The sequence below is a fragment of the Streptomyces sp. NPDC003035 genome (assembly GCF_042888285.1).
Classification (GTDB): domain Bacteria; phylum Actinomycetota; class Actinomycetes; order Streptomycetales; family Streptomycetaceae; genus Streptomyces.
Map to the genome: position 1 here is coordinate 187,457 of NZ_JBIAPJ010000010.1, position 21,077 is coordinate 208,533.

25 protein-coding genes are annotated in these 21,077 nt (G+C 70.9%); 19 read left to right on the forward strand and 6 right to left on the reverse strand.

What is annotated here, in order from left to right; translation table 11 throughout:
- Positions 1–3: 3 nt before the first annotated feature.
- The 8 genes from ACFYV5_RS29795 to ACFYV5_RS29830 all read left to right on the forward strand — a co-directional run bounded on the left by ACFYV5_RS29795 (position 4) and on the right by ACFYV5_RS29830 (position 5,296).
- Positions 4–891, forward strand: coding sequence for a DUF5936 domain-containing protein (locus ACFYV5_RS29795; RefSeq protein WP_355105981.1), 888 nt, complete (start codon positions 4–6; stop codon positions 889–891).
- A 5-nt stretch (positions 892–896) separates the two neighbouring features.
- Positions 897–2,093: a sensor histidine kinase gene (locus ACFYV5_RS29800; RefSeq protein WP_389173447.1), complete on the forward strand. Its 1,197-nt coding sequence runs from the start codon at positions 897–899 to the stop codon at positions 2,091–2,093.
- Positions 2,090–2,791 carry a response regulator gene (locus ACFYV5_RS29805; protein ID WP_389173449.1) on the forward strand — a complete coding sequence of 234 codons (702 nt, stop codon included), beginning with the start codon at positions 2,090–2,092 and terminating at the stop codon, positions 2,789–2,791. Before ACFYV5_RS29800 ends, ACFYV5_RS29805 begins: the two co-directional genes overlap by 4 nt.
- 114 nt (positions 2,792–2,905) lie before the next feature.
- Positions 2,906–3,118 (forward strand): Flp family type IVb pilin, encoded by a 213-nt coding sequence (locus tag ACFYV5_RS29810; protein ID WP_389173451.1) that lies wholly within the window; start codon positions 2,906–2,908, stop codon positions 3,116–3,118.
- 5 nt (positions 3,119–3,123) lie between these two features.
- Positions 3,124–3,762: a pilus assembly protein TadG-related protein gene (locus tag ACFYV5_RS29815; protein WP_389173453.1), complete on the forward strand. Its 639-nt coding sequence runs from the start codon at positions 3,124–3,126 to the stop codon at positions 3,760–3,762.
- 20 nt (positions 3,763–3,782) lie between these two features.
- Positions 3,783–4,361 carry a hypothetical protein gene (locus ACFYV5_RS29820; RefSeq protein ID WP_389173455.1) on the forward strand — a complete coding sequence of 193 codons (579 nt, stop codon included), beginning with the start codon at positions 3,783–3,785 and terminating at the stop codon, positions 4,359–4,361.
- A 7-nt stretch (positions 4,362–4,368) separates the two neighbouring features.
- Positions 4,369–4,977 carry an OmpA family protein gene (locus tag ACFYV5_RS29825; protein WP_389173457.1) on the forward strand — a complete coding sequence of 203 codons (609 nt, stop codon included), beginning with the start codon at positions 4,369–4,371 and terminating at the stop codon, positions 4,975–4,977.
- A 28-nt stretch (positions 4,978–5,005) separates the two neighbouring features.
- Positions 5,006–5,296 carry a hypothetical protein gene (locus ACFYV5_RS29830; protein WP_389173459.1) on the forward strand — a complete coding sequence of 97 codons (291 nt, stop codon included), beginning with the start codon at positions 5,006–5,008 and terminating at the stop codon, positions 5,294–5,296.
- A 13-nt stretch (positions 5,297–5,309) separates the two neighbouring features.
- Here the strand turns inward: ACFYV5_RS29830 and ACFYV5_RS29835 are convergent, their stop codons facing one another.
- Both ACFYV5_RS29835 and ACFYV5_RS29840 read right to left on the reverse strand, forming a co-directional pair.
- The gene (locus ACFYV5_RS29835) at positions 5,310–5,741 is read right to left on the reverse strand and encodes a DUF1349 domain-containing protein (RefSeq protein WP_389173461.1); all 432 of its coding nucleotides are present in this window, start codon (positions 5,739–5,741) and stop codon (positions 5,310–5,312) included.
- Between the two features lie 60 nt (positions 5,742–5,801).
- Complete coding sequence (locus ACFYV5_RS29840) at positions 5,802–6,773, reverse strand: endonuclease domain-containing protein (protein ID WP_389173463.1); 972 nt, start codon at positions 6,771–6,773, stop codon at positions 5,802–5,804.
- Positions 6,774–6,886: 113 nt separating this feature from the next.
- On the opposite strand from ACFYV5_RS29840, the gene ACFYV5_RS29845 reads away from it, so the two are divergent.
- On the forward strand, positions 6,887–7,252 hold the full coding sequence (locus ACFYV5_RS29845; protein WP_355105681.1) for a hypothetical protein: 366 nt from the start codon (positions 6,887–6,889) through the stop codon (positions 7,250–7,252).
- 96 nt (positions 7,253–7,348) lie between these two features.
- Positions 7,349–8,455, forward strand: coding sequence for a hypothetical protein (locus ACFYV5_RS29850; RefSeq protein WP_389173465.1), 1,107 nt, complete (start codon positions 7,349–7,351; stop codon positions 8,453–8,455).
- On the opposite strand, the gene ACFYV5_RS29855 is transcribed toward ACFYV5_RS29850, so the two are convergent.
- A complete protein-coding gene (locus tag ACFYV5_RS29855) occupies positions 8,427–8,795 on the reverse strand; it encodes a DUF192 domain-containing protein (protein ID WP_355105685.1) in 369 nt (122 codons plus the stop codon). The genes ACFYV5_RS29850 and ACFYV5_RS29855 overlap by 29 nt on opposite strands.
- 40 nt (positions 8,796–8,835) lie before the next feature.
- On the opposite strand from ACFYV5_RS29855, the gene ACFYV5_RS29860 reads away from it, so the two are divergent.
- The 3 genes from ACFYV5_RS29860 to ACFYV5_RS29870 are packed head-to-tail and all read left to right on the forward strand — an operon-like array spanning position 8,836 to position 11,562.
- Entirely contained in the window at positions 8,836–9,588 is a 753-nt protein-coding gene (locus tag ACFYV5_RS29860; RefSeq protein ID WP_389173468.1) for a prepilin peptidase, read from the forward strand.
- 25 nt (positions 9,589–9,613) lie between these two features.
- A complete protein-coding gene (locus ACFYV5_RS29865) occupies positions 9,614–11,155 on the forward strand; it encodes a DUF2079 domain-containing protein (protein WP_389173470.1) in 1,542 nt (513 codons plus the stop codon).
- Between the two features lie 53 nt (positions 11,156–11,208).
- Complete coding sequence (locus tag ACFYV5_RS29870) at positions 11,209–11,562, forward strand: helix-turn-helix domain-containing protein (RefSeq protein WP_355105691.1); 354 nt, start codon at positions 11,209–11,211, stop codon at positions 11,560–11,562.
- Between the two features lie 343 nt (positions 11,563–11,905).
- Here the strand turns inward: ACFYV5_RS29870 and mgrA are convergent, their stop codons facing one another.
- Positions 11,906–12,943 carry an L-glyceraldehyde 3-phosphate reductase gene (mgrA, locus tag ACFYV5_RS29875; protein WP_389173472.1) on the reverse strand — a complete coding sequence of 346 codons (1,038 nt, stop codon included), beginning with the start codon at positions 12,941–12,943 and terminating at the stop codon, positions 11,906–11,908.
- 110 nt (positions 12,944–13,053) lie between these two features.
- On the opposite strand from mgrA, the gene ACFYV5_RS29880 reads away from it, so the two are divergent.
- The 5 genes from ACFYV5_RS29880 (at position 13,054) to ACFYV5_RS29900 (ending at position 18,805) form a co-directional block, all read left to right on the forward strand.
- Complete coding sequence (locus tag ACFYV5_RS29880; protein ID WP_356885588.1) at positions 13,054–13,815, forward strand: isoprenyl transferase; 762 nt, start codon at positions 13,054–13,056, stop codon at positions 13,813–13,815.
- Between the two features lie 307 nt (positions 13,816–14,122).
- Entirely contained in the window at positions 14,123–15,445 is a 1,323-nt protein-coding gene (locus ACFYV5_RS29885; RefSeq protein ID WP_355105697.1) for a PhoH family protein, read from the forward strand.
- A gap of 356 nt (positions 15,446–15,801) precedes the next feature.
- Positions 15,802–16,491 (forward strand): transglycosylase SLT domain-containing protein, encoded by a 690-nt coding sequence (locus tag ACFYV5_RS29890; protein WP_389173475.1) that lies wholly within the window; start codon positions 15,802–15,804, stop codon positions 16,489–16,491.
- Between the two features lie 113 nt (positions 16,492–16,604).
- Positions 16,605–18,122, forward strand: a complete 1,518-nt coding sequence (locus ACFYV5_RS29895; RefSeq protein ID WP_389173477.1) for an AI-2E family transporter — start codon at positions 16,605–16,607, stop codon at positions 18,120–18,122.
- Complete coding sequence (locus ACFYV5_RS29900; RefSeq protein ID WP_389173479.1) at positions 18,119–18,805, forward strand: hypothetical protein; 687 nt, start codon at positions 18,119–18,121, stop codon at positions 18,803–18,805. Before ACFYV5_RS29895 ends, ACFYV5_RS29900 begins: the two co-directional genes overlap by 4 nt.
- 68 nt (positions 18,806–18,873) lie before the next feature.
- On the opposite strand, the gene ACFYV5_RS29905 is transcribed toward ACFYV5_RS29900, so the two are convergent.
- Complete coding sequence (locus tag ACFYV5_RS29905; RefSeq protein ID WP_355105705.1) at positions 18,874–19,407, reverse strand: alkyl hydroperoxide reductase; 534 nt, start codon at positions 19,405–19,407, stop codon at positions 18,874–18,876.
- 4 nt (positions 19,408–19,411) lie between these two features.
- Positions 19,412–19,966 carry a peroxiredoxin gene (locus tag ACFYV5_RS29910; RefSeq protein WP_147980986.1) on the reverse strand — a complete coding sequence of 185 codons (555 nt, stop codon included), beginning with the start codon at positions 19,964–19,966 and terminating at the stop codon, positions 19,412–19,414.
- Between the two features lie 133 nt (positions 19,967–20,099).
- Between ACFYV5_RS29910 and ACFYV5_RS29915 the strand changes: the two genes are divergently transcribed.
- Positions 20,100–21,053, forward strand: coding sequence for a LysR substrate-binding domain-containing protein (locus ACFYV5_RS29915; RefSeq protein ID WP_389173482.1), 954 nt, complete (start codon positions 20,100–20,102; stop codon positions 21,051–21,053).
- Positions 21,054–21,077: the final 24 nt, after the last annotated feature.

The window sequence follows — 21,077 nt, forward strand, 5'->3', positions numbered from 1 at the left end:
CACCTGGACCTGCTGCTCGCGCTGATCGCCGGGGTCTCCGTCGCCGGGATCTTCTACGGCATCCGCCTCTACCGCGCGGACGCCAAACTCCCCGGCGACCTCCAGCTCGCTCTGGAGGTCGGCTCCACCCGCACCGGAGCCGTCGACTCCGCCGTGGACCGGCTCGGCATGCGCTACTCCGCCGCCGTGCTGCGGCTGATGGGACCCAAGCGGGTCAACGCCGTCCGGCGCCGGATCGACCTGGCGGGCAACCCCGGCGGCCTGACCATCGACCGGTACGGAGCCCGGCGCGCGGTCTACGGATTCCTCGGGGGCCTCGGCGGTCTCGTCATGCTCTCCAACGGCGATGTGGTGGTCGCGCTGCTGCTTTTCGCCTTCGGGGCCTTCTGGACCGAGGTCGGCATCTGGTCCGCGATCCGCATCCGCAAGGACCAGATCGAGCGGACCCTGCCGGACTTCCTCGACGTGCTGGCGGTGGTGGTGTCGGCCGGGCTCGGCTTCCGGCAGGCGCTCGACCGGGTGGCCGACCGGTACGAGGGCCCCTGGTCCGACGAACTCAGGATCACCCTGCGCCAGATGGACATGGGCGTGAGCCGCCGACAGGCCTTCGACGAACTGCGCCGGCGGAACGACAGCGAGCAGGTGGCCCAGTTCGTCACGGCGCTGCAGCAGGGCGAGGAACTCGGCGCGCCGATCGTCGACACGCTGATCCAGATCGCCAACGACATGCGGCGGACGGACGCGCAGAACGCCCGGAGGAAGGCGGCGAAGGCGGTCCCCAAGGCGACGATGGTGATCACGACGCTGATGGTCCCGGCGACGATGATCCTGCTCGGGGCGGGGCTGTTCCTGGGGACGGGGACGGACTTCGGCTCGATCACGGGGGAGTGAGCCCCGTGCCCCTGCCTTCGTCCGTGAACGTCGAGGTGAACGCCCTCCAGGCGGTGTGCCGGCAGGTCTTCGGCTTCCGGCTCGCGATGATCGCCCTGGCGAGCCCGGTGGCCCTGCTCGGGGCGGCGGACGGCCTCGCGACCTGGCTCGTCGGAGCCGCCGTGCTCGTCACGTTCATGGGCTCGTACGCGATGTTCCGGGACTGGGAACGGTTCGGCCCGCTGCTGCTCCGACACCCGGCGCTGCTCGCCGCCGACACCCTCTTCGGCTCGCTGCTCCTCGTCACGGCCGGCCCACAGAGCACCCTGGGGTACGTCAGCGTCTGCACGCCCCTGCTCGCGGGTCTCGCCTACAGCTGGCGCGGCGCGGCGTTCTTCGCCTGCCTCCAGTCGCTGATCCTGCTGGCGATCCATGCGGCGATCCATCCGGCGATCCATGCGGCGGGCGTGGGCGAGGCGACCCTGCTCCCCGGCCTGTGTGTGATCACGGGCGCGTTCGGGGTGACGCTCAGAAACCTGTTGCTCCGCTTCGGCGCGGCGACGCGGGCGCTCGCTGTCGCCCAGGCGGTGGCGGAGGAACGGGCCCGCCTCGCCCGCGACATGCACGACTCGGTGGCGAAGACGCTGCACGGCCTGGCGCTGGCGGCGGACGCCCTGGCGGTGTCGCCGGACCCACGCCGGCAGGCGCGGGTGGTGGCGCGCTCGGCGCGGAGGGCGGCGGCGGAGTCGCGGGAGCTGCTGGGGGACCTGCGGAGACAGTCGTACGCCGCCCCGACCGAGGTCGATCTCGCCTCGGAACTTACCGATCGTGTACGGGACTTCGCGCGCCGCTCGGGCATCGAGGCCCGCTACCGGGGTGCCGGTCCCGGATCCGTACCCCCGGTTCCGTACGCGGTGGCGCGGCAGTTGCTGACGATCGCCTCGGAGGCCATGGAGAACGCGGGCCGGCACGCCCGGCCGTCGCGCGTCGAGGTCTCGGCCGGCGTCGACGCGGGCCTGCTCCGCATCAGCGTGTACGACGACGGCCGCGGCCTGCCCCCGGGCACGACGCTGGACGGGCTGCGCAGGACGGGCCACTTCGGCCTGGTGGGCATGGTGGAGCGGGCGGCGGGGGTGGGCGCGCGGCTGCGGATCGGGCGGGGCGGCGCGGCGAAGGGCACGGAGGTCCGCCTGGAGCTGCCGGTCGAGGGGGTGGGACGGTGACGGTCACGGTGGTCGTCGCGGACGACAACCCGGTGGTACGGGCGGGCCTGCGGTCCCTGCTCGGCGGCCCCGACACGGGCCTCCGGGTCGTCGCCGAGGCCCCCGACGGCGGCACGGCGGTGACCCTGACGGAACACCACCGCCCGGACGTGGTGCTCCTGGACGTCCGCATGCCGGTGGTCGACGGCCTGACGGCCCTGCCGCACCTGGTCCGCCTGGCGCCGGTGCTGATGCTGACGTACAGCGGGGCGAGCGAGATCGTCCGGGAGGCGCTGCGGCTGGGGGCGGGCGGATACCTGGTGCACGGCGAGTTCACGTCGGAGGAACTGCTGACGGCGGTCCACGACGTGGCATCCGGCCGGGCCCGCTTCACACCGACGGCGGCGAACGCGGTGCTGGGGGTGATGCGGGGTGCGACTGCACATGGTGGGGCGAGGCCAAACGTCTCGAATTCATGGGAATTTCGCGGAAGGGCTTCGCAGGTGCAATCGGATGTGGCACGGTTCGGACTGAGTGTGAGGGAGGGGGAGGTGATGGACTTGATCGCGTCGGGCCTGAGCAATCGACAGATCGCCGACACCTGCTTCATCAGCGAGAAGACGGTCAAGAACCACATCAACCGCATCTTCGCGAAGCTCCACAGCACGACGCGCAGCGAGGCGATAGCGGTCTGGCTCGGCACGAGGACGACGCCGTGAAGTGGGCCCGGGTTTGGGCCTACGGGCCCTGTGGGGAGGAGGGGGTGGGGGCGTACCGTGCGCGGGCCGAGATCGGCATGGGCACGGGGACGCACGAATCCGGAGGGGACCACCATGGGCGACGTCATGCTGAGGGCCGTGACGAAGGCGAAGGTGCGCTTCGGCGGCTGGGTCCGGGGGAGGTCGGGGGACCGGGGGCAGACGGCGGTGGAGTATCTGGGGATCATCGTGGTGGTGGTGGCGATCGTGATCGCGATCACCGGCACGGATATCGGCAACACGATCAAGAACGCGATCACAACGAAGATTGCCACCCTGACCAAGTAGGGCTGATGCGCGGACGCCGGGATGTGGGCCAGGCATTCCCCATCTACATCACGGTGGTGGCGGGCCTGCTCTTTCTCGCGCTCGCCTACTTCGCGGTGGGGCAAGCGGCTGCCAGCCGCAACGGAGCGCAGACAGCGGCTGACGCCGCTGCCCTAGCGGCTGCCCAGGATGCTCGTGATCAGCTTCGGGATGGCTGGATGGAAGTCATCCTCGACCCTGCGAAGTGGGGCGACTTCCTCGACGGTCGGGGCTACGGACAGGACGCCGCATGTCAGCAAGCGGCCTCCTTTGCGGCCAAGAACGACTCGGAACTATGGGGTGAGCGCTGCGTTCCCCTCCCCTTCGGCGAGGAGGGTTTCCGGGTGGAGGTTCGCACCTTGAACACGGTCGGCGGATCGGTGATTCCTGGTACGGAGAATCGGCACGCCACGGCGAAGGCCAAGGCGGTGATCGAGCCGCTCTGCACCTTTGACGCTCCGGACCTCCCCGTCCCCTCGGAGAGCCCAGCCCCTGATGCGGGTGAGGAAGAGGAACCCCCGCCGATTCTCGGCCTCGCGTGCGACGGTGTCCCCTGGACGATCGACCCTGACCGCCCACGACTCCCGAGTGCCACCGATCTTTTCACCGTTCGACTGGCCGACTGAGAAGCGAAGGACCCCAGTTCATGAGTGTTCGGTACGCAGCAAGGGCTCGCAGGGGGATCACTGTGGTCGCCTTCGCCTCCTTGGCTTTCCTCGTGGCTGGTTGCGGTGCCGAAGACGAGCCCAAGGCGGACAAGCCGGCCGCGAGCACGACTGGCCCCCAGCAAAGCACGGGCGCCAAGGAGACGCAGACAGAGGAGCCTGAGGAGGTGCTGGCCGTGGTGAAGGGGCAGGGAGGAATCGAGCTCACAATCACGGAGGCGCAACGGGACCCCGGCGGCTTTCTGACGGTCAAGGGAACGCTCAAGAATCCGGGCTCCGAACCGGCTGTGCTTCCCGGACAGGTGCGAGGGGACGAGACGGAGGTCATCAAGCACGGCAACTCCCTCGGGGGCGCCACGCTCGTGGACTCCGTAGGAAAGAAGCGCTACTACGTCCTTCGGGACACGGACGGGCGACCACTGACGACCACGGGTCTCGACATTCTCGCCAGCGGGGCTTCGGCACCGGTCTTCATGCAGTTCCCCGCGCCGGCGGCCAACGTCACCGCGGTGACGTTCCAGCTGCCCACCTTCAACCCCGGCACCATCAAACTTTCCTGAGGCAGCCATGACGACATCGAGCCGCATCGCCGTCCTCACCGCAGTCCTCCTCCTCGCCACCGCCACCGCCACCCCCGCCCTCGCCGACGATCCCCCCAACTCCACCTCCAGCTCCTCCCCGCCACCCCCCATCGACGCGAACTCCCCCGAGCTCATGCTTCCCGACGGCGCCACCCTCGCGCCCGCCAAGATCCTCGACATCAAGCAGGTCGTCGAAGAGCAAGGCGGTGAGCAGCGCCGTGAGGACACCAACGTCGACGTGACGTTCGCGCTCCAGGCCGAGGTGCTGTTCGGCAAGGACAGCGCCAAGCTCGGGCCCGCCGCCACCGCCCGGATCGCCGCCATCGCCGTGGAGATCAACAAGCAGAACTCCAGCAAGGTCCGCGTCTTCGGCTTCACCGACAACCTCGGTAGCTACGAGCACGGCCTCAAACTCTCCAAGCAGCGCGCCGACGCCGTGCAGCAGGAGTTGGCCAAGAGCCTCGACCCCGGGAAGACGTTCGACATCCGTGGGTACAGCGAGGACTACCCCATCGCCGACAACAGCACGGAGGAAGGCCGCACCAAGAACCGCCGCGTCGAGATTTCCTTCCCCCGGACCTCGAGCGGCAGCTAACGGGGGGGCTGCCAAGAAGAGGGGGCTCATGGGGCGGGAACTGAACGCGTACGAGCGGGCTCTTGCGGAGGACCGCCGGGTCATTCGCGAGATGCTGCGAGTGACTACCGGCGGTGCCCACGTCGGGCTGGCCGTGACGGTCCTCATGGTGGCCCTGTTCGCTGCCTTCGGCGGTGCACGCTCGGCTCTCACCGTCGGTGGGGCGGTTGCCGCCTGGTTCGCCCTCACCCTGATGGTGGTCATCTTCCGCGGGCGCCGCCGGTGGGCCGCGGTCACGCGCGCGTATGTCCTGACCTTCGGCTGGGGCGGCTGGCTGTGATGACGCGTACGCGCTACCCGCGTGACGACCCGGGCAGCAGCACCACGTGGTCGAAGTCGACGGCGCATCCCTCTCCCGCCGGGGACTGCACCTCGATTCCGACACGCGTCGCGTCCCCGGCCGGCCCCAGGGCGAACTGGCGGGCCAGGTGCCACGTCCGGCCGTCCTCCGATGCGTGGAAGGTGAAGGCGCCGTCGACGTGGCTGATGCGGAGCCATAGCCGGTCGCCGTCGACGCTCCAGCCGACGGCGTCGTCCGGGCGCAGGCGCGCCGAGAACTGCCAGTCGCCGGCCGGTGGTTCGAACAAGCCCCGGGGAGCGTTCTCCTTCCTCTCTCCCGTCAGCGGATTCACGAAGATGTCGGTCCCCGCGCCGGCCGTGACGGTCAGGACGTCATCGGTCAGCGACCAGGAGCCCGGCGGCAGCGTGGTGATCCATCCCGACACCTTGGCCGGAAGTCCCGTGCCTGTGCCAGGGAAGGGAGCGAAGATCCATGCGTCCGTTCATCAGTCCAAGCGCTCACCCGTCCCCGCCCCCGAGCTCCCCAGGCTCCCCAGCGCCGACCGGATCGTGACGATCACGCGGTCCGGGTGGTGGAAGACGTCCGCCGCCGTGAAGCGGAGGACGCGGCGCACGCCCGGGCAGTCCGCGAGGTCGTTGAAGCGGCGGACGTCGCGGTCGTGGGCGTGGCGCGTCCCGTGGAAGGCGTAACCCTCGATCTCGATGGCCAGGCCCGCCGCGCGGAAGAAGAAGTCCGGGCGGAGGGAACGGCCCGAGCGCGAGCGCAGGAGGGGCTGGCACTCCGGGTGGAGGCCGGCGTCGTGCATACGGAGGCGGGCGACCGACTCCGCGGGGGAGCCGGAGGCCGCGTTCGTCAGCGGCAGCCAACCGCGCGCCCGCGCCGCCCCCGGGCGACGCGGGGCCACATCCGGGGCCAGTTCGGCCGCCAGGTCGTCGCGCCGGACGAGCGGCTCGCGGCGTATCCCCCGGACCGTACGGCGGGACAGCGCCGAGTCCGCCGCCACCACGGCCTCCTCCCGCGTGCCGGAACTCCGTATGAGATCACCCACCGTCCGGGCCGGGCTCGTCACCCGCAGTCCCGCCCGGACGCAGGTGTCGCCCTCGGTCAGGCGGCCCGTCGTGTGCACCCGTAAGCCCGCCCGCCCCGAACGACCCCCGCCCCGCCGCCACGCCGTGAACTCCAGTACCTCCTCCCGCTGTCCGCCCAGGACCTCCACCCGGTGCAGCGCCGCCGCCGTCCCATGGCTGCACACCAGCTCCGGACGCAGCAGCTGGACCGCCCGCGCCCTCACCTTCCAGTCCACCTCCTTCCCCGGGACGGCCCAGGCCCCCCGGCAGATCCGCTGCCACCCCTCCTCGCGCAGCCGCCTTCCCGGCAGGCCCCCTCGCCGGCCCGCCGCGTACACCCACTCGGTCAGGAGCACCCCGCCGCGGGCCAGTCTCGCCAAGTCGCGCATGGAGACAACGGTCCACGAACGAGGGGCAATTCGCATCCCCTGTGGATAACCCGCGCCCTCGTGCCGCATCCTGGTGCAAACCGGCGCCAGGACTGCCCCGAGGTGGACTGCTGATGACGACGACAACACCGAGCGTGCAGCTGGTCAGCGACCTCGTGGCGCGGATTCCCGCCTTCCGCGGCGCACTCGACGCGCATGTCTTCAGCCAGGGTGACGTGCTGCCGCACGTGTTCTTCTGGGACGTCGTCCAGAACACCGTGCGCTCCTTCCTCGGCGAGGATCCGACGGCGGCCGACTGGCGCCACACGCTCGACTTCCTGGAGGAGCAGATCGGCCGCGGGATCCTCGCCGTCGATGAGGTGATCGTCACCTCGTTCCTCAACGACCTTCCCCACCCCCACGAGCCCGGTTACGCGATCGTCCAGGAACTCGGTCCGGTCATGGCGGCCAGGTTCGGCAGGATCCGTCCCCGCGGCTGAGGGGGAGCGGGTCGGTCCCGGCGACCTCGGCGGATCCCCAGGGGCGACGGGGGGCGACGGGGAGCGACGGGGAGCGACACCGACATAATCGACCGCATGTGCCCAGACCGACCCCGTCCCTCCGCATCCGTCGCCGCCGCCCTCGGCGGCTACGCAGCCACCCGCGTCGTCGGCCTTGTGGTCCTCGCCGTCGCCGCCGCCGTGGCGGGCAAGGACGGGCTGCACCGGCTGACGGGCCGCTGGGACGCGGTCTGGTACGTCCGTATCGCGGAGAACGGATACGGCTACCAGGTCACGCTCCCGAACGGGAGCGTCCACTCCGACCTCGCCTTCTTCCCCCTCTTCCCGGCGCTCGAGCGGGCCCTGTCCACCGTCCTCCCCGTCGACGCCGCCACCGCCGGCCTGCTCGTCTCCTGGGCCGCCTCGCTCGCCGCCGCCTGGGGCATCTACGCGGTGGGAAGCCACGCGGCGGGCCGGCCGGCCGGCGTCGCGCTCGCCGTCCTGTGGGGCGTGTACCCGACCGCGTTCGTGCAGTCGATGGCGTACACGGAGACGCTCTTCACCGCCCTCGCCGCCTGGTCGATCCTGGCCGTGCTGCGCGACCGCTGGATCCTCGCCGGTGCGCTCTGCGTGCTCGCCGGGCTCACCCGGCCGACCGCCGTCGCGCTCATCGCCGCCCTCGGGATCACCGCGCTCGTCACCGTCGTCCGCGAACGGAAGCTGCCCGCCCGCGTGGTGGCCGGGGTGCTGATCGCCCCGCTGGGCTGGCTCGCGTACATCGTCTACGTCGGTGTACGGGAGGGCAGCCCCACCGCGTACTTCGACGTCCAGGCCGCCTGGGGGAACTCCGTCGACGGCGGGGTGGCCCTCGCCCGCTTCATCTGGGGCCTGCCGCCCCTCGCCGCCCTCGGACTGTGCGCGGCCCTCGCGCTGCTCGCATGGCTCGTGGTCCTCTGCGTACGGCAGGAGCAGCCCCTGCCGCTGCTCGTGTACACGATCGCGGTCGTGGTCGTCTCGCTGATCGGCGCCGCGTACTTCGGCTCCCGGCCGCGCCTGATGATGCCCGCGTTCGGCCTCCTCCTGCCCGCCGCGGTGGCGCTCGTACGGCTCCGGGCGCGGAACCGCGTCCTGGTCCTCGCCGGGCTCGCCCTCGCCTCCGCCGGCTACGGCGCCTTCACTCTGCTCGGTCCGGGACCGCCGTGACCCGTACGCCGGGCCGCAGACCCCAGCCCGCCATCGCGCCGCCCTCCGCCTCCAGCACGTGCCGGCCGCGCAGGCGGACCATGCCGAGCCGGCCCGGCCTCATCGTGACCACGTCGAGGACGGTGAAGGACCGGTCCAGATAGGCGACGTCGATGACGAAGCGCATGCCGAAGGTGTGGACGCTGTTCGTCGGGGTGATGAGCAGGGCGCCTTTGATGCCGTCCCGACCCAGCAGGCCGCGGCGCCGCGCCCGGTAGGAGGCCGCGATCTCCAGCTCGACCGACCCCTCGGGGAAGGTCAGTGTGCCCGTGCCGTCGCGCCAACTCCCCGGTCTCCCCATAGGGGAGACGGTAGCGGCCGGGCTGGGTAGGGTGCGGCGGGTGTTCGCCACGCTGATCGCCGTCGCCGCCCTGTGGGGCGCCGCCGCCGGGCTGCTCGTCCCGCGCGCCGCGTACCGGTTGTCGGTCGAGCCGGAGGAACCGTGGCGGGCCGCCTGCCAGGCCGGGCACGCCCTGGCGGGCCCCGCGCGCGGCTGGCTCGGCGGCCCCGGCTGCGCCGCCTGCGCAGCCCCCTCTCCCCGCACGGCCCTCGCCCCGGCCCTCGCCCCGTCCCTCGTCACCGCGTTCGCCTGCGCCGCCCTCGCCGCCGCCACCGGCCCCCGCCCCGAACTCGCGGTCTGGCTCCTGTACGCGCCCTTCGCCGTCCTCCTGGCGACCGTCGACATCCGCGTCCACCGGCTGCCCGACCAGCTCACGCTCCCGCTCGCCGCCGCCACCCCGCCGCTCCTCCTCGGCGCCGAACTCCTGCCGTACGACGCCGGTTCCTGGCTCCACGCACTGCTCGGCGGACTCGCCCTCGGCGGCGGCTACTTCGTACTGTTCCTGATCCATCCGCACGGCATGGGCTTCGGGGACGTGAAGCTCGCCCTCTCCCTCGGAGCGCTCCTCGGCTGGTACGGCTGGGGCGTCCTCTTCGCCGGTACGTTCGCGGGCTTCCTCGCCGGTTCGCTGTACGGGCTCTGCCTCGTCCTCGCGCGGCGCGGGAGCCGGAAGTCCGCGATCCCCTTCGGCCCCTTCATGATCGGCGGCGCCCTGCTCGGGCTGCTTCTCGGCGCGCTCTCCGCGACCCCCTGAGGTGGGCGACCTAGCATCCACGCATATGCGGACAACAACTGACAATCGGCACGATCTGCCCATCGAGTCGCCCACGGAGCCCACCCCGCCGCGCACCCTGCCGCCCACCCCCTGGTTCCGCCGGCCCGGCCTCCTCCCCTGGGGATGGTCTGCGGCCCTGTGCCTCCTCTACGCGACGGTCGCCGTACGCCGCCACCAGCTCCTCCGGACCACCGGCTACGACCTGGGCATCTTCGAACAGGCCCTCCGCGCCTACGCCGCGTTCCGCGCCCCCGTCGTCCCCCTGCGCGGCCCTGACTTCAACCTCCTCGGCGACCACTTCCACCCCCTCCTCGCGGCCCTCGCCCCCCTCTACCGCCTCTGGCCCTCCCCCCTCTGCCTGCTGCTCGCCCAGTCCGCCCTCCTCGCCCTGGCCGTCGTCCCCCTCGCCCGCTGGGCCCTGCGCGCGCTCGGCCGCCGGGCCGCCCACGCGATCGCCGCCGCGTACGGGCTCAGCTGGGGCATCGCCTCCGCCGCCGCCTTCGACTTCCACGAGGTCGCGCTCGCCGTACCCCTGCTCGCCTTCGCCCTCGAAGCGCTCGGCCGCCGGCGCTGGGGCAGCGCCGTCGTCTGGGCCGCCCCACTCCTTCTCGTCAAGGAGGACCTCGGGCTGACCCTGGCCGCCGTGGGCGTGTACATCGCCGTCAAGGGACCGCGCCGACTCGGCGTCGCCACCGCCGCGGCCGGTCTGCTCGGCTCCCTGATCGAGATCAAGCTCCTGCTCCCCGCGTTCAACCCGGGCGGGGACTACGCCCACGGTGGCAACCTCTCCGACGGCCACGGCTCACTGCTCTCCACGCTCGCCCACGCCCCGCTCGACGCCCTGCGCCCGGACATCAAGGCGATGACCCTGATCCTGGTCTTCGCCCCGTCCGCGCTGCTCGCCCTGCGCTCACCGCTCGCGATGATCGCCGTGCCCACCCTCGCCTGGCGCATGGTCTCCGAGAACGGCTTCCACTGGGGCACGGCCTTCCACTACAGCGCGATCCTCATGCCGGTCGTCTTCGCGGGACTGATCGACGTCCTGAGCCGCGAGACCTCCGCCCGCAACGTCCGGGCCTCGCTCGCCACCGTGCTCGCCGTGACCGCCGTGATGATCCCGTCCTTCCCGCTGGCGCAGCTGGCCCAGCGGGCCACCTGGCGGACCACCCCGCACATCGAGGCCGCGCGTGCGCTGCTCGCCCGGATCCCGGACGGCGCGACCGTCGCCGCGTCCAACCGGTTGGCCCCGCAGCTCACTTCGCGCTGCGAGGTGGTGATCTTCCCGACCTTCCCGGTGGACAGCAAGCTGTACGAGTACGACCGGAAGCGCCTGCCGCCGCCGACGGCCGAGTGGATCGTGTACGACAACCAGGCGCCGGAGGCATGGCCCTACAAGCCCGGCCACTGGCCCTACCCGCTCGACCAGCAGGAGGCGGAGCTGCGGGCGGCGCGGGAGCGGCACGGCTACGAGGTGGTCGCGGCACGGGACGGCGTGACGCTCCTGCGCGCCGGCCGCAGCGATGTGCCGGGGCCGGGCGAGGAATAGGTCCGGGACTCCCCGCCTTGACCGAACAGTCGGGATGAATCGAGGAGTTGGCGATGGCCAAAGGGAAGACCGGTTACGACTGTGGGCTCGACGCGGCCGTCGACGTCGTCGGCGGCAAGTGGAAGCCGCTGATCCTGTGGGCGCTGCACGCGCACGGCACGACCCGCTTCGGGGAACTGAAGCGGCGGATCACCGGCGTCAGCGAGAAGGTGCTGATCCAGCAGCTGCGCGAGCTGGAGGCGGACGGCATCATCCACCGGGAGATCTACCGGGAGGTCCCGCCCCGGGTGGAGTACTCCCTGACGGATCTCGGCGAGGCGCTGAACACGGCGCTGCTGCCGCTGGGCGAGTGGGGCGACCGCTTCATGGCCGAGATCCTCGCCCGTAAGGCCGCCCAAGCAGCCTGACCCGGCCCGCCCCCCGGCCTGCTCCCGACCCGACCTCCCCGCCGGTCCGGCCCGTCAACCGGGAGCCTGTCCCCGGGGGTCCCTCTTGGGAGGTACGGAACCCGCCGCCACGCCGGGGCGCAAACCCGCCAACGGGCCCCACAGCCCTTGTCCCGACTGGGCTCCGGCGATTCTGGGGCAGACCATGGGCAACGCGTGGCACGCGGCACCAGTAATGAAGGGTTATGGTGGAAACCCCCCCTCGGGCCGGTCCGTATCCCCCCCACGGACCGGCCCGTTTTTCTTTTCCCGCGCCCGTGGCCGTGGCCGTGCCCCGGCCCCCTCCGCCGCCCGGCCGAGGCCGTCAGTTCCGTGCGGCCCAGATGTTGGTGCCCTCGGTGTCCACGGCGAAGGAGTCGATCTCCTTCAGCTCCTCCTCCGTCAGCGGCGGCCCGGCCAGCGCGGCCACGTTCTCCTCCAGCTGTCCGACGCTGGACGCGCCGATCAGCGCGGAGGTCATCCGCTCGTCGCGCAGCACCCACGACAGCGCGAGCTGCGCCAGCGACTGACCGCGCCGCTGGGCGATGTCCGCGAGGCCGCGCAGGCGCCGCAGCACCTCGTCGGAGAGCAGGTTCGGGTCGAGGGACTTGCCCTGCGTGGCCCGCGAACCCTCCGGGATGCCCTTCAGGTACTTGTTGGTCAGCAGACCCTGGGCGAGCGGCACGAAGGAGATGCAGCCCATACCGGCCGTCTCCAGGGTGTCCAGGAGGCCGTCCTCCTCGGTCCAGCGGTTGATCATCGAGTACGACGGCTGGTGGATGAGCGCCGGGACACCCATCTCCTTGAGGATGCCGGCGGCCTCGGCGGTCTGCTCGCTGGTGTACGAGGAGACACCGACGTACAGCGCCTTGCCCTGCTGGACGGCGGAGGCGAGCGCCCCCATCGTCTCCTCCAGCGGGGTGTGCGGGTCGAAGCGGTGCGAGTAGAAGATGTCGACGTGGTCGAGGCCCATCCGCTTCAGCGAGGCGTCCAGCGACGACATCAGGTACTTGCGCGAACCCCACTCGCCGTACGGCCCCGGGTGCATCAGATAGCCGGCCTTCGTCGAGATGATCAGCTCGTCCCGGTAGGGCGCGAAGTCCTGGGCGAAGATCTTGCCGAAGTTCAGCTCGGCCGAGCCGGGCGGCGGCCCGTAGTTGTTCGCCAGGTCGAAGTGGGTCACACCGAGGTCGAAGGCGCGGCGCAGGATCGCCCGCTGCGCGTCGAGCGCGCGGTCGTCGCCGAAGTTGTGCCACAGGCCGAGGGAGACGGCGGGGAGCTTGAGCCCGCTGCGACCGGTGCGGCGGTACTCCATGTGCTCGTAGCGGTCGGCGGAGGCGCGGTACACGGGGGAATCAGTCACGTATCTCTGCTTATCACGGACTTGTGACAGTCCCGGGCTGGGAGCCATTGACCCGTGCGCAGTAATGTGGCGGCTTCGGGGACCGCCGCGGCATGGAGGGGTTAAGAACAGTGAACCTGCGCGACCTGGTGTACGGGCTCTACGCACGCCGGGTGGAAGGCCGCCTCGACCATGCCCAGGTGCCCAAGCACATCGGCGTGATCCTCGACGGCAACCGGCGCTGGGCCAAGGCCTCCGGAGGCACCCCCGAGCAGGGCCACAAGGCCGGCGCCGACAAGATCCAGGAGCTGCTCGGCTGGTGCGCCGAGACCGACGTCGAGGTCGTCACGCTCTGGATGCTCTCCACGGACAACCTGAACCGTCCCGAGGAGCAGCTCGTCCCGCTGCTCGGCATCATCGAGAACGCGGTGCGCGCCCTCGCGGCCGACGGTCGCTGGCGGGTCCACCACGTCGGCACGCTCGACCTGCTGCCGGCCCGGACCCAGTCCGTGCTGAAGGAGGCCGAGCAGGCCACCCACGACAACACCGGGATACTCGTGAACGTCGCCGTCGGGTACGGCGGCCGTCAGGAGATCGCGGACGCGGTCCGCTCGCTGCTCCTGGAGCACGCGGAGAAGGGCACGAGCTTCGAGGAGCTCGCCGAGATCGTCGACGTCGAACACATCTCCGAGCACCTCTACACGCGCGGCCAGCCCGACCCGGACCTGGTGATCCGTACGAGCGGTGAACAGCGACTGTCCGGATTCATGCTGTGGCAGAGCGCGCATTCGGAGTACTACTTCTGCGAGGTCCACTGGCCGGCCTTCCGGAAGGTCGACTTCCTGCGGGCGTTGCGTGACTACGCGGCCCGGCACCGGCGTTACGGCACCTGAGCTCCACGACCCCCGCGACCTCCCGCCCCGCCCCGGTGGCGGTCACCTGGTGTTCATGAACGCGTCGTCATATGCCCGCGCATGGTAATGAGCGTTCGAGGGCATATCCCTTCCAGAGTGAGCGGCACGGAGACCGCCACCCGGGAGGCCCGTTGCACCAGGACGACCGTGCAGGACATGTACGGACGAAGCGGAGGGCCGGTGCTCGGCCCGCATTTCGTGGCCAGAGCCCGGTCCCATCCCGCAGCGACACCGATTCCGTCGCACCCCGACCTCACAGGGGTCTTCAGAGGGGGTCTGTCCTTCCGTGGTGACCAGCACTAAGCGCCGCTTGTCCGACAGGCGCACCTATGTTCTCGACACCAGCGTCCTGCTGGCCGACCCCAACGCCGTGTCCCGCTTCGACGAGCACGAGGTCGTGCTCCCGATCGTCGTGGTCACCGAGTTGGAGGCCAAGCGGCACCACCCCGAGCTCGGCTACTTCGCCCGGGCGGCCCTGCGCCTCCTGGACGACTTCCGGGTCCGGTACGGCCGACTGGACGCCCCGCTCCCCATCGGGGACCTGGGCGGCACGCTGCGTGTCGAACTCAACCATTCCGATCCCGGCGTGCTCCCGGCCGGCTACCGGTTGGGGGACAACGACTCACGGATCCTGGCGGTCGCGCGCAACCTCCAGGCCGAGGGGTACGACGTCACGGTCGTCTCCAAGGACCTGCCGCTGCGCATCAAGGCGTCCTCGGTCGGTCTCCTCGCCGAGGAGTACCGCGCCGAACTGGCCATCACGGACTCCGGTTGGACCGGAATGTCCGAACTGGCCCTGGGTGCGGACCAGGTGGACATCCTCTTCGACCAGGAGTCCCTGTACGTCCCGGAGGCCGCCGAACTGCCCGTGCACACGGGTCTGGTCCTGCAGTCCGAGCGGGGCAAGGCGCTGGGCCGGATCACGGCGGAGGGAAACGTCCGGCTGGTACGGGGCGACCGGGAGGCGTTCGGCATCCGTGGCCGCAGCGCCGAGCAGCGGATCGCGCTCGATCTGCTCCTCGACCCGGACGTCGGCATCATCTCGATGGGCGGCCGGGCCGGCACGGGCAAGTCCGCGCTGGCGCTCTGCGCGGGCCTGGAGGCGGTCCTGGAGCGCCGGCAGCACCAGAAGGTGATGGTGTTCCGTCCGCTGTACGCGGTCGGCGGCCAGGAGCTCGGCTATCTGCCGGGCAGCGAGGCCGAGAAGATGAGCCCCTGGGCGCAGGCGGTCTTCGACACGCTGTCGGCCGTGGCGAGCCGGGAGGTCATCGAGGAGGTGCTCGGCCGCGGGATGCTGGAGGTCCTGCCGCTCACCCACATCCGGGGCCGCTCCCTCCACGACGCGTTCGTCATCGTGGACGAGGCCCAGTCCCTGGAGCGGAACGTCCTGCTGACCGTTCTGTCCCGGATCGGGGCGAACTCCCGGGTGGTCCTGACCCATGACGTCGCCCAGCGCGACAACCTCCGGGTCGGCCGGTACGACGGAGTCGTCGCCGTGGTCGAGAAGCTGAAGGGCCATCCGCTCTTCGCCCATGTCACGCTCACCCGCTCCGAGCGCTCCCAGATCGCCGCGCTCGTGACCGAAATGCTGGAGGACGGCCAGATCTGACCCGTTACGGCAGTGGGCGCCGCCCGGCAAAGCGCAGGAGCTTAGCCGGGCGGCGTCGTGCTGTCCGCCGAATCCCGCAAAACTTCGGTGACTTACCAGGTGTGAGCTTTCACACGCAACGCAGAATTGCCTTGCGGCGTCGGCGTCCGGCAGAGTCTTGCTTCCGTCAGGCCCCGCATACGGCACACGTGCACCCTCAGGGGTGCGGCACCACACAACTCAACAACCGTTCGCCGTATGCCGCCCACAGCACCACGGGCCCGTGTCTTCTGTGACCCATTACGTCGGAGACCAGCGCCAGGGGCACGATTTCGCCCGCTTGGTCACCTGCGTGGGCGATGCTGGAAGGAAACCGTGTGAGCCGGATCTCGGTCCGGGGATTCGCGGTGGCTTCGGCCACTGCGGTCACCACCGTCGGCGCCGTCGTGGGCGTTGCCTCGGGCAACACCCAGCCCTCGGACGACAACTTCGAGGCCACCGCGGCCGACACCACGCTGCTCGCGGACATCCCCGTGGGCGAGCTGGCCCAGGTACAGGTCTCCTCGCTCTCGGAACAGGCCGACGCCCAGGCCGCCGCGGCCGACTCGGCCGTGAAGAAGTCCGCGGAGGAGGCGGCCCGCATCCAGGCCGCCAAGGACGCCGAGGCGAAGAAGAAGGCCGCCGACAAGGCGGAGAAGGAGCGCAAGGAGGCCGCCGCGCGCGCCGAGCGTTCTGCGATCCGCGACGCGTCGAGCTTCTCCGCCCAGGGTTCCTACTCCATCGCGGAGGTCAAGGCGATCGCCCGTCAGATGATCCCGGCCTCCCAGTTCCAGTGCTTCAGCAACATCGTGGACCACGAGTCCGGCTGGAACTACCGCGCGACCAACCCGTCCTCGGGCGCGTACGGTCTCGTCCAGGCTCTCCCCGGTTCGAAGATGTCGTCGGCGGGCGCCGACTGGCAGACGAACCCGGCCACCCAGATCAAGTGGGGCCTGAGCTACATGAACAACCGCTACGACAGCCCCTGTGGCGCGTGGCAGTTCTGGCAGGCCAACCGCTGGTACTAGACCGGCGAGCACAACCTCCTGGAGCCCCTCACCGTCCTACGGTGGGGGGCTCCATGCGTGTAGGTTCTGGTCCACGGGCTCCCGGGGGAGTGAGCGGGGGAAGAGAGAAGATCATGTCAAGACTGCCAGGATGGCTGAACAGCCTCGGCGACGGCCTGCGCCGCATGGGCGACCGCCTGGACGAGCGCCGCGCACGGGCGGAGAAAGCGGACGAACCGGGCGCGCCGTACGACCACCGGACGCTCCCGTCCGGGGACGCCGGCGGTACGTCCGGGTCCGCGCAGGCCCCCGGGCACCCGGCCGCCACCGGACCGGCCGCGGAGCAGGGCCCGGGTGACACGACCGGGGAGCCGTCCGGCGGGCCCGCACACCCCAAGGGCGCGTTCGCGTCCGCGCGGTGGCCCGGGCGGCGCGCGCCGTGGACCGGGAGCACCGCCGTCTCCGTACCCGCCCCGCCGGACTACGCCCCCGCCGTCGCCGCGCGGCCCGACCCGGTCGCCGCGATCCCGTGGGGCATGAGGGTCGCGGCCGAGGCCGGCTGGCGGCTGCTCGTCCTCGCCGGCACGGTCTGGGTGCTGATGAAGGTGATCAGCTCGGTGCAGCTGGTCGTCCTCGCCTTCGTCGCCGCGCTGCTCATCACCGCCCTGCTCCAGCCCACCGTGAAGTGGCTGCGCCGCGCCGGGCTGCCGCGCGGGGTCGCCACCGCTGTCACGGCCGTCTCCGGCTTCGTGATCATGGGCCTGGTCGGCTGGTTCGTGGTCTGGCAGGTCATGGACAACATCGACAACCTGTCCGACCGGGTGCGGGACGGCATCGAAGAGCTCAAGCAGTGGCTGCTCGACAGTCCGTTCCACGTGACCGAGAAGCAGATCAACGACATCGCCCAGAACCTCAGCGACACCGTCGGCGCCAACACCGAGCAGATCACCTCCGCCGGACTCCAGGGCGTGACCGTGATCGTCGAGGCGCTGACCGGCATACTGCTCGCGATGTTCTGCACCCTCTTCCTGCTGTACGACGGCAAGAAGGTCTGGCAGTGGACGCTGAAGCTGGTGCCCGCGCAGGCCCGCCCCGGCGTCGCGGGCGCGGGGCCCCGAGCCTGGCGGACGCTGACCGCCTATGTGCGCGGCACGGTGCTCGTCGCGCTGATCGACGCGGTCTTCATCGGCCTCGGGCTGTACTTCCTCGACGTACCGATGGCCGTCCCGCTCGCGGTGTTCATCTTCCTCTTCGCCTTCATCCCACTGGTCGGTGCCGTCATCTCCGGCGCCCTCGCGGTCGTGGTCGCCCTCGTCACCAACGGGGTGTTCACCGCCCTGATGGTCCTCGTGGTCGTCCTCGCCGTGCAGCAGATCGAGGGCCATGTGCTCCAGCCGTTCATCCTGGGCCGGGCGGTCCGGGTCCATCCGCTCGCCGTCGTCCTCGCGGTCGCGGCCGGCGGACTGACCGCCGGCATCGGCGGTGCGGTGGTGGCGGTGCCGCTGGCCGCGGTGACCAACACCGTGGTCGCCTACCTCCGCGCGTACAGCCAGGAACAGGCACTGCTCAGTACGCCGGAGCCACGCGGGGCGACCGCGCACGAGATCGCGCCGACCCCCGCGCCGGGTTCGTCGGACAGGGGTGACGCATGATCTCCGAACCGGAGCTGGTGGGCGAGGCCGACTTCCCGGCGGGGCAGCTGCTCGCCCACGAGCCGAAGGCCCCGCGCCCGCCGCGCCCCCGGCGCCCCTGGCTGTGGGCGCTCGGCGGGGCGGTCGTGGCCTCGACGGTGTGGGCCGGCGGGCTCTTCGCGTACGAGAGATCCCAGGACCGGGGCGTCGACCTGGGCGGGTACGGGAGTTTCGACAACCTGTGCCAGAAGGCGAAGCTGGAGTCGCTCACGAGGGCGCTCGGCGAGCGGTCGCTGGACTCGCCCGGCAGGACGGAGCGCAACGACGCGCTGGACATCTCGTACTGCTACCTGAACCTCGGTCCCGAGGACGCGGGCTACTCGGTCTCGGTCGGGTACCAACTGCACAAGGTGACCGACCCGGAGCCGGAGTTCGCGGTCCGCGTCAGGGAGCACGGAAGCGACGAGCTCACGAGCCTGCCGGGCATCGGGGAACAGGCGCTCTTCAACCGCGACGAGGACAACACCAGTGCCTCGCTCCACGTCCTGGACGGGCAGGCGGAGATCTCGATCCGCCTCGACGTCAGCGAGGGGTTCGACGAGGACGGCAACCCGCTCCAGGGCCGGAAGCGGCGCGACCTGTCGACGATCGACGCGCAGCTCACCGACGACATGAACGCCCTGATCGCCGCGCTCAAGAAGTGACTCGGCGCGCGTGACGCGGAAGGGCCCCGGGGTGCGTACCCCGGGGCCCTTCCCTCACCTCACACGCCTCACTCGGCGATGAGCGCTTCCGCGTCCAGCGTCACGCCGACCGCCTGGATCACCGAGGCGATCTTGACGGCCTCCTGGATCGTCTCGCGCTCCACGCCGGCCTTGCGCAGGACCTGCTCGTGCGAGTCCAGGCACTGGCCGCAGCCGTTGATCGCCGAGACGGCCAGCGACCACAGCTCGAAGTCGACCTTCTCGACACCCGGGTTGCCGATGACGTTCATCCGCAGACCGGCGCGCATCGTCCCGTACTCCGGGTCCGACAGCAGGTGCCGGGTCCGGTAGAAGACGTTGTTCATCGCCATGATCGCGGCGGCGGACTTGGCCGCCGTGTACGCCTCGGGCTTGAGGTTGGCCTTGGCCTCCGGCTCCAGCTCGGCGAGGACCTTCGGCGAACGCGAGGCGATCGCGCACGCCAGGACCGTGCCCCAGAGCTGCTGCTGCGGGAGCTCGCTGTTGCCGATCACCGAACCGAGGTTCAGCTTCAGGTCCTTGGCGAAGTCCGGTACGGCGGCCTTCAGTTCGTCGAGAGCCATCAGATCACTCGCCCGACAGGAGCGCGGCCGCGTCGAGCGTGGTCTCGCCCTTGTTCCAGTTGCACGGGCACAGCTCGTCGGTCTGCAGGGCGTCCAGAACCCGCAGGACCTCCTTGGGGTTACGGCCGACGGAGCCGGCGGTCACCATGGTGAACTGGATCTCGTTGTTCGGGTCGACGATGAAGACGGCGCGCTGGGCGAAGCCGTCCTCGCCCTCGACGCCGCAGTCACGCATGAGCTCGTGCTTCGAGTCCGCGAGCATCGGGAAGGGCAGGTCACGCAGGTCGGCGTGGTCCTTGCGCCAGGCGTGGTGCACGAACTCGGAGTCGCCGGAGACGCCGAGGATCTGGGCGTCGCGGTCCGCGAACTCGTCGTTCAGCTTGCCGAAGGCGGCGATCTCGGTCGGGCAGACGAAGGTGAAGTCCTTGGGCCAGAAGAACACCACGCGCCACTTGCCCTCGTAGGACTTGTGGTCGATCTGCTCGAACTCCTTGCCGCTCTCCAGCGACACGCAGGCGGTCAGGTCGTAGGTGGGGAACTGGTCACCGACAGTGAGCACGCGCTCTCCTTGCAGTGTGGAAGGGTCCCTTTTGGGGTCTTCCGTGAGGGGTTGGACGGATCACAGCATGGCACGGGGTGCATTGATCAGTGAAATAGCTACACTCGGTCGGGTTGATCGAAGGTGGTTATCAGTGATCCCTGCACGTCGTGTGAAACAGCCCAGCCTGTCCCAGCTCAGAGCCTTCGCGGCGGTCGCGGAGCATCTGCACTTCCGGGACGCGGCGGCCTCCATCGGCATGAGCCAACCGGCACTCTCGGGCGCGGTTTCGGCTCTCGAAGAGGCACTCGGTGTCCAGCTCCTCGAGCGTACGACGCGCAAGGTGCTGCTCTCGCCCGCCGGGGAACGGCTGGCGGTCCGGGCGAGGGCCGTCCTGGACGCCGTCGTGGAGCTGATGGACGAGGCGGAGGCGGCGCAGGCCCCGTTCACGGGGGTGCTGCGGCTCGGCGTGATCCCGACCGTCGCCCCGTACCTGCTGCCCACCGTCCTGAGCCTGGTCCACCGGCGCTATCCCGAACTCGACCTCCAGGTCCACGAGGAGCAGACCTCCTCGCTCCTGGAGGGCCTCGCGGCCGGGCGGCTCGACCTGTTGCTCCTGGCCGTGCCGCTCGGCGTCCCCGGAGTGACCGAACTGCCGCTCTTCGACGAGGATTTCGTGCTCGTCGCCCCCGACGGGCATCCGCTGGCCGGCCGGGACGACCTTCCGCGCGAGGCGCTGAAGGAGCTCGACCTGCTGCTCCTGGACGAGGGGCACTGTCTGCGCGACCAGGCCCTCGACATCTGTCGGGAGGCCGGCCGCACCGAGGGGGCACCGGTCACCACGACCGCGGCCGGACTGGCCACGCTGGTCCAGCTGGTGGCGGGCGGCCTCGGCGTCACCCTGCTGCCGCGCACGGCCGTCAAGGTCGAGACCGCCCGCAACGCGGCCCTGTTCACCGGCCGCTTCGCCGATCCGGCACCCTCGCGGCGCGTCGCCCTCGCCATGCGGGCGGGCGCGGCGCGACAGGCCGAGTTCGAGGAGCTGGCCGAGGCCTTGCGGGGCGCGATGAAGCGCCTTCCGGTACGGGTGTTGAGCGCCGGTTCCTGAACAGGCGCCGGCGCCCACCCCCGT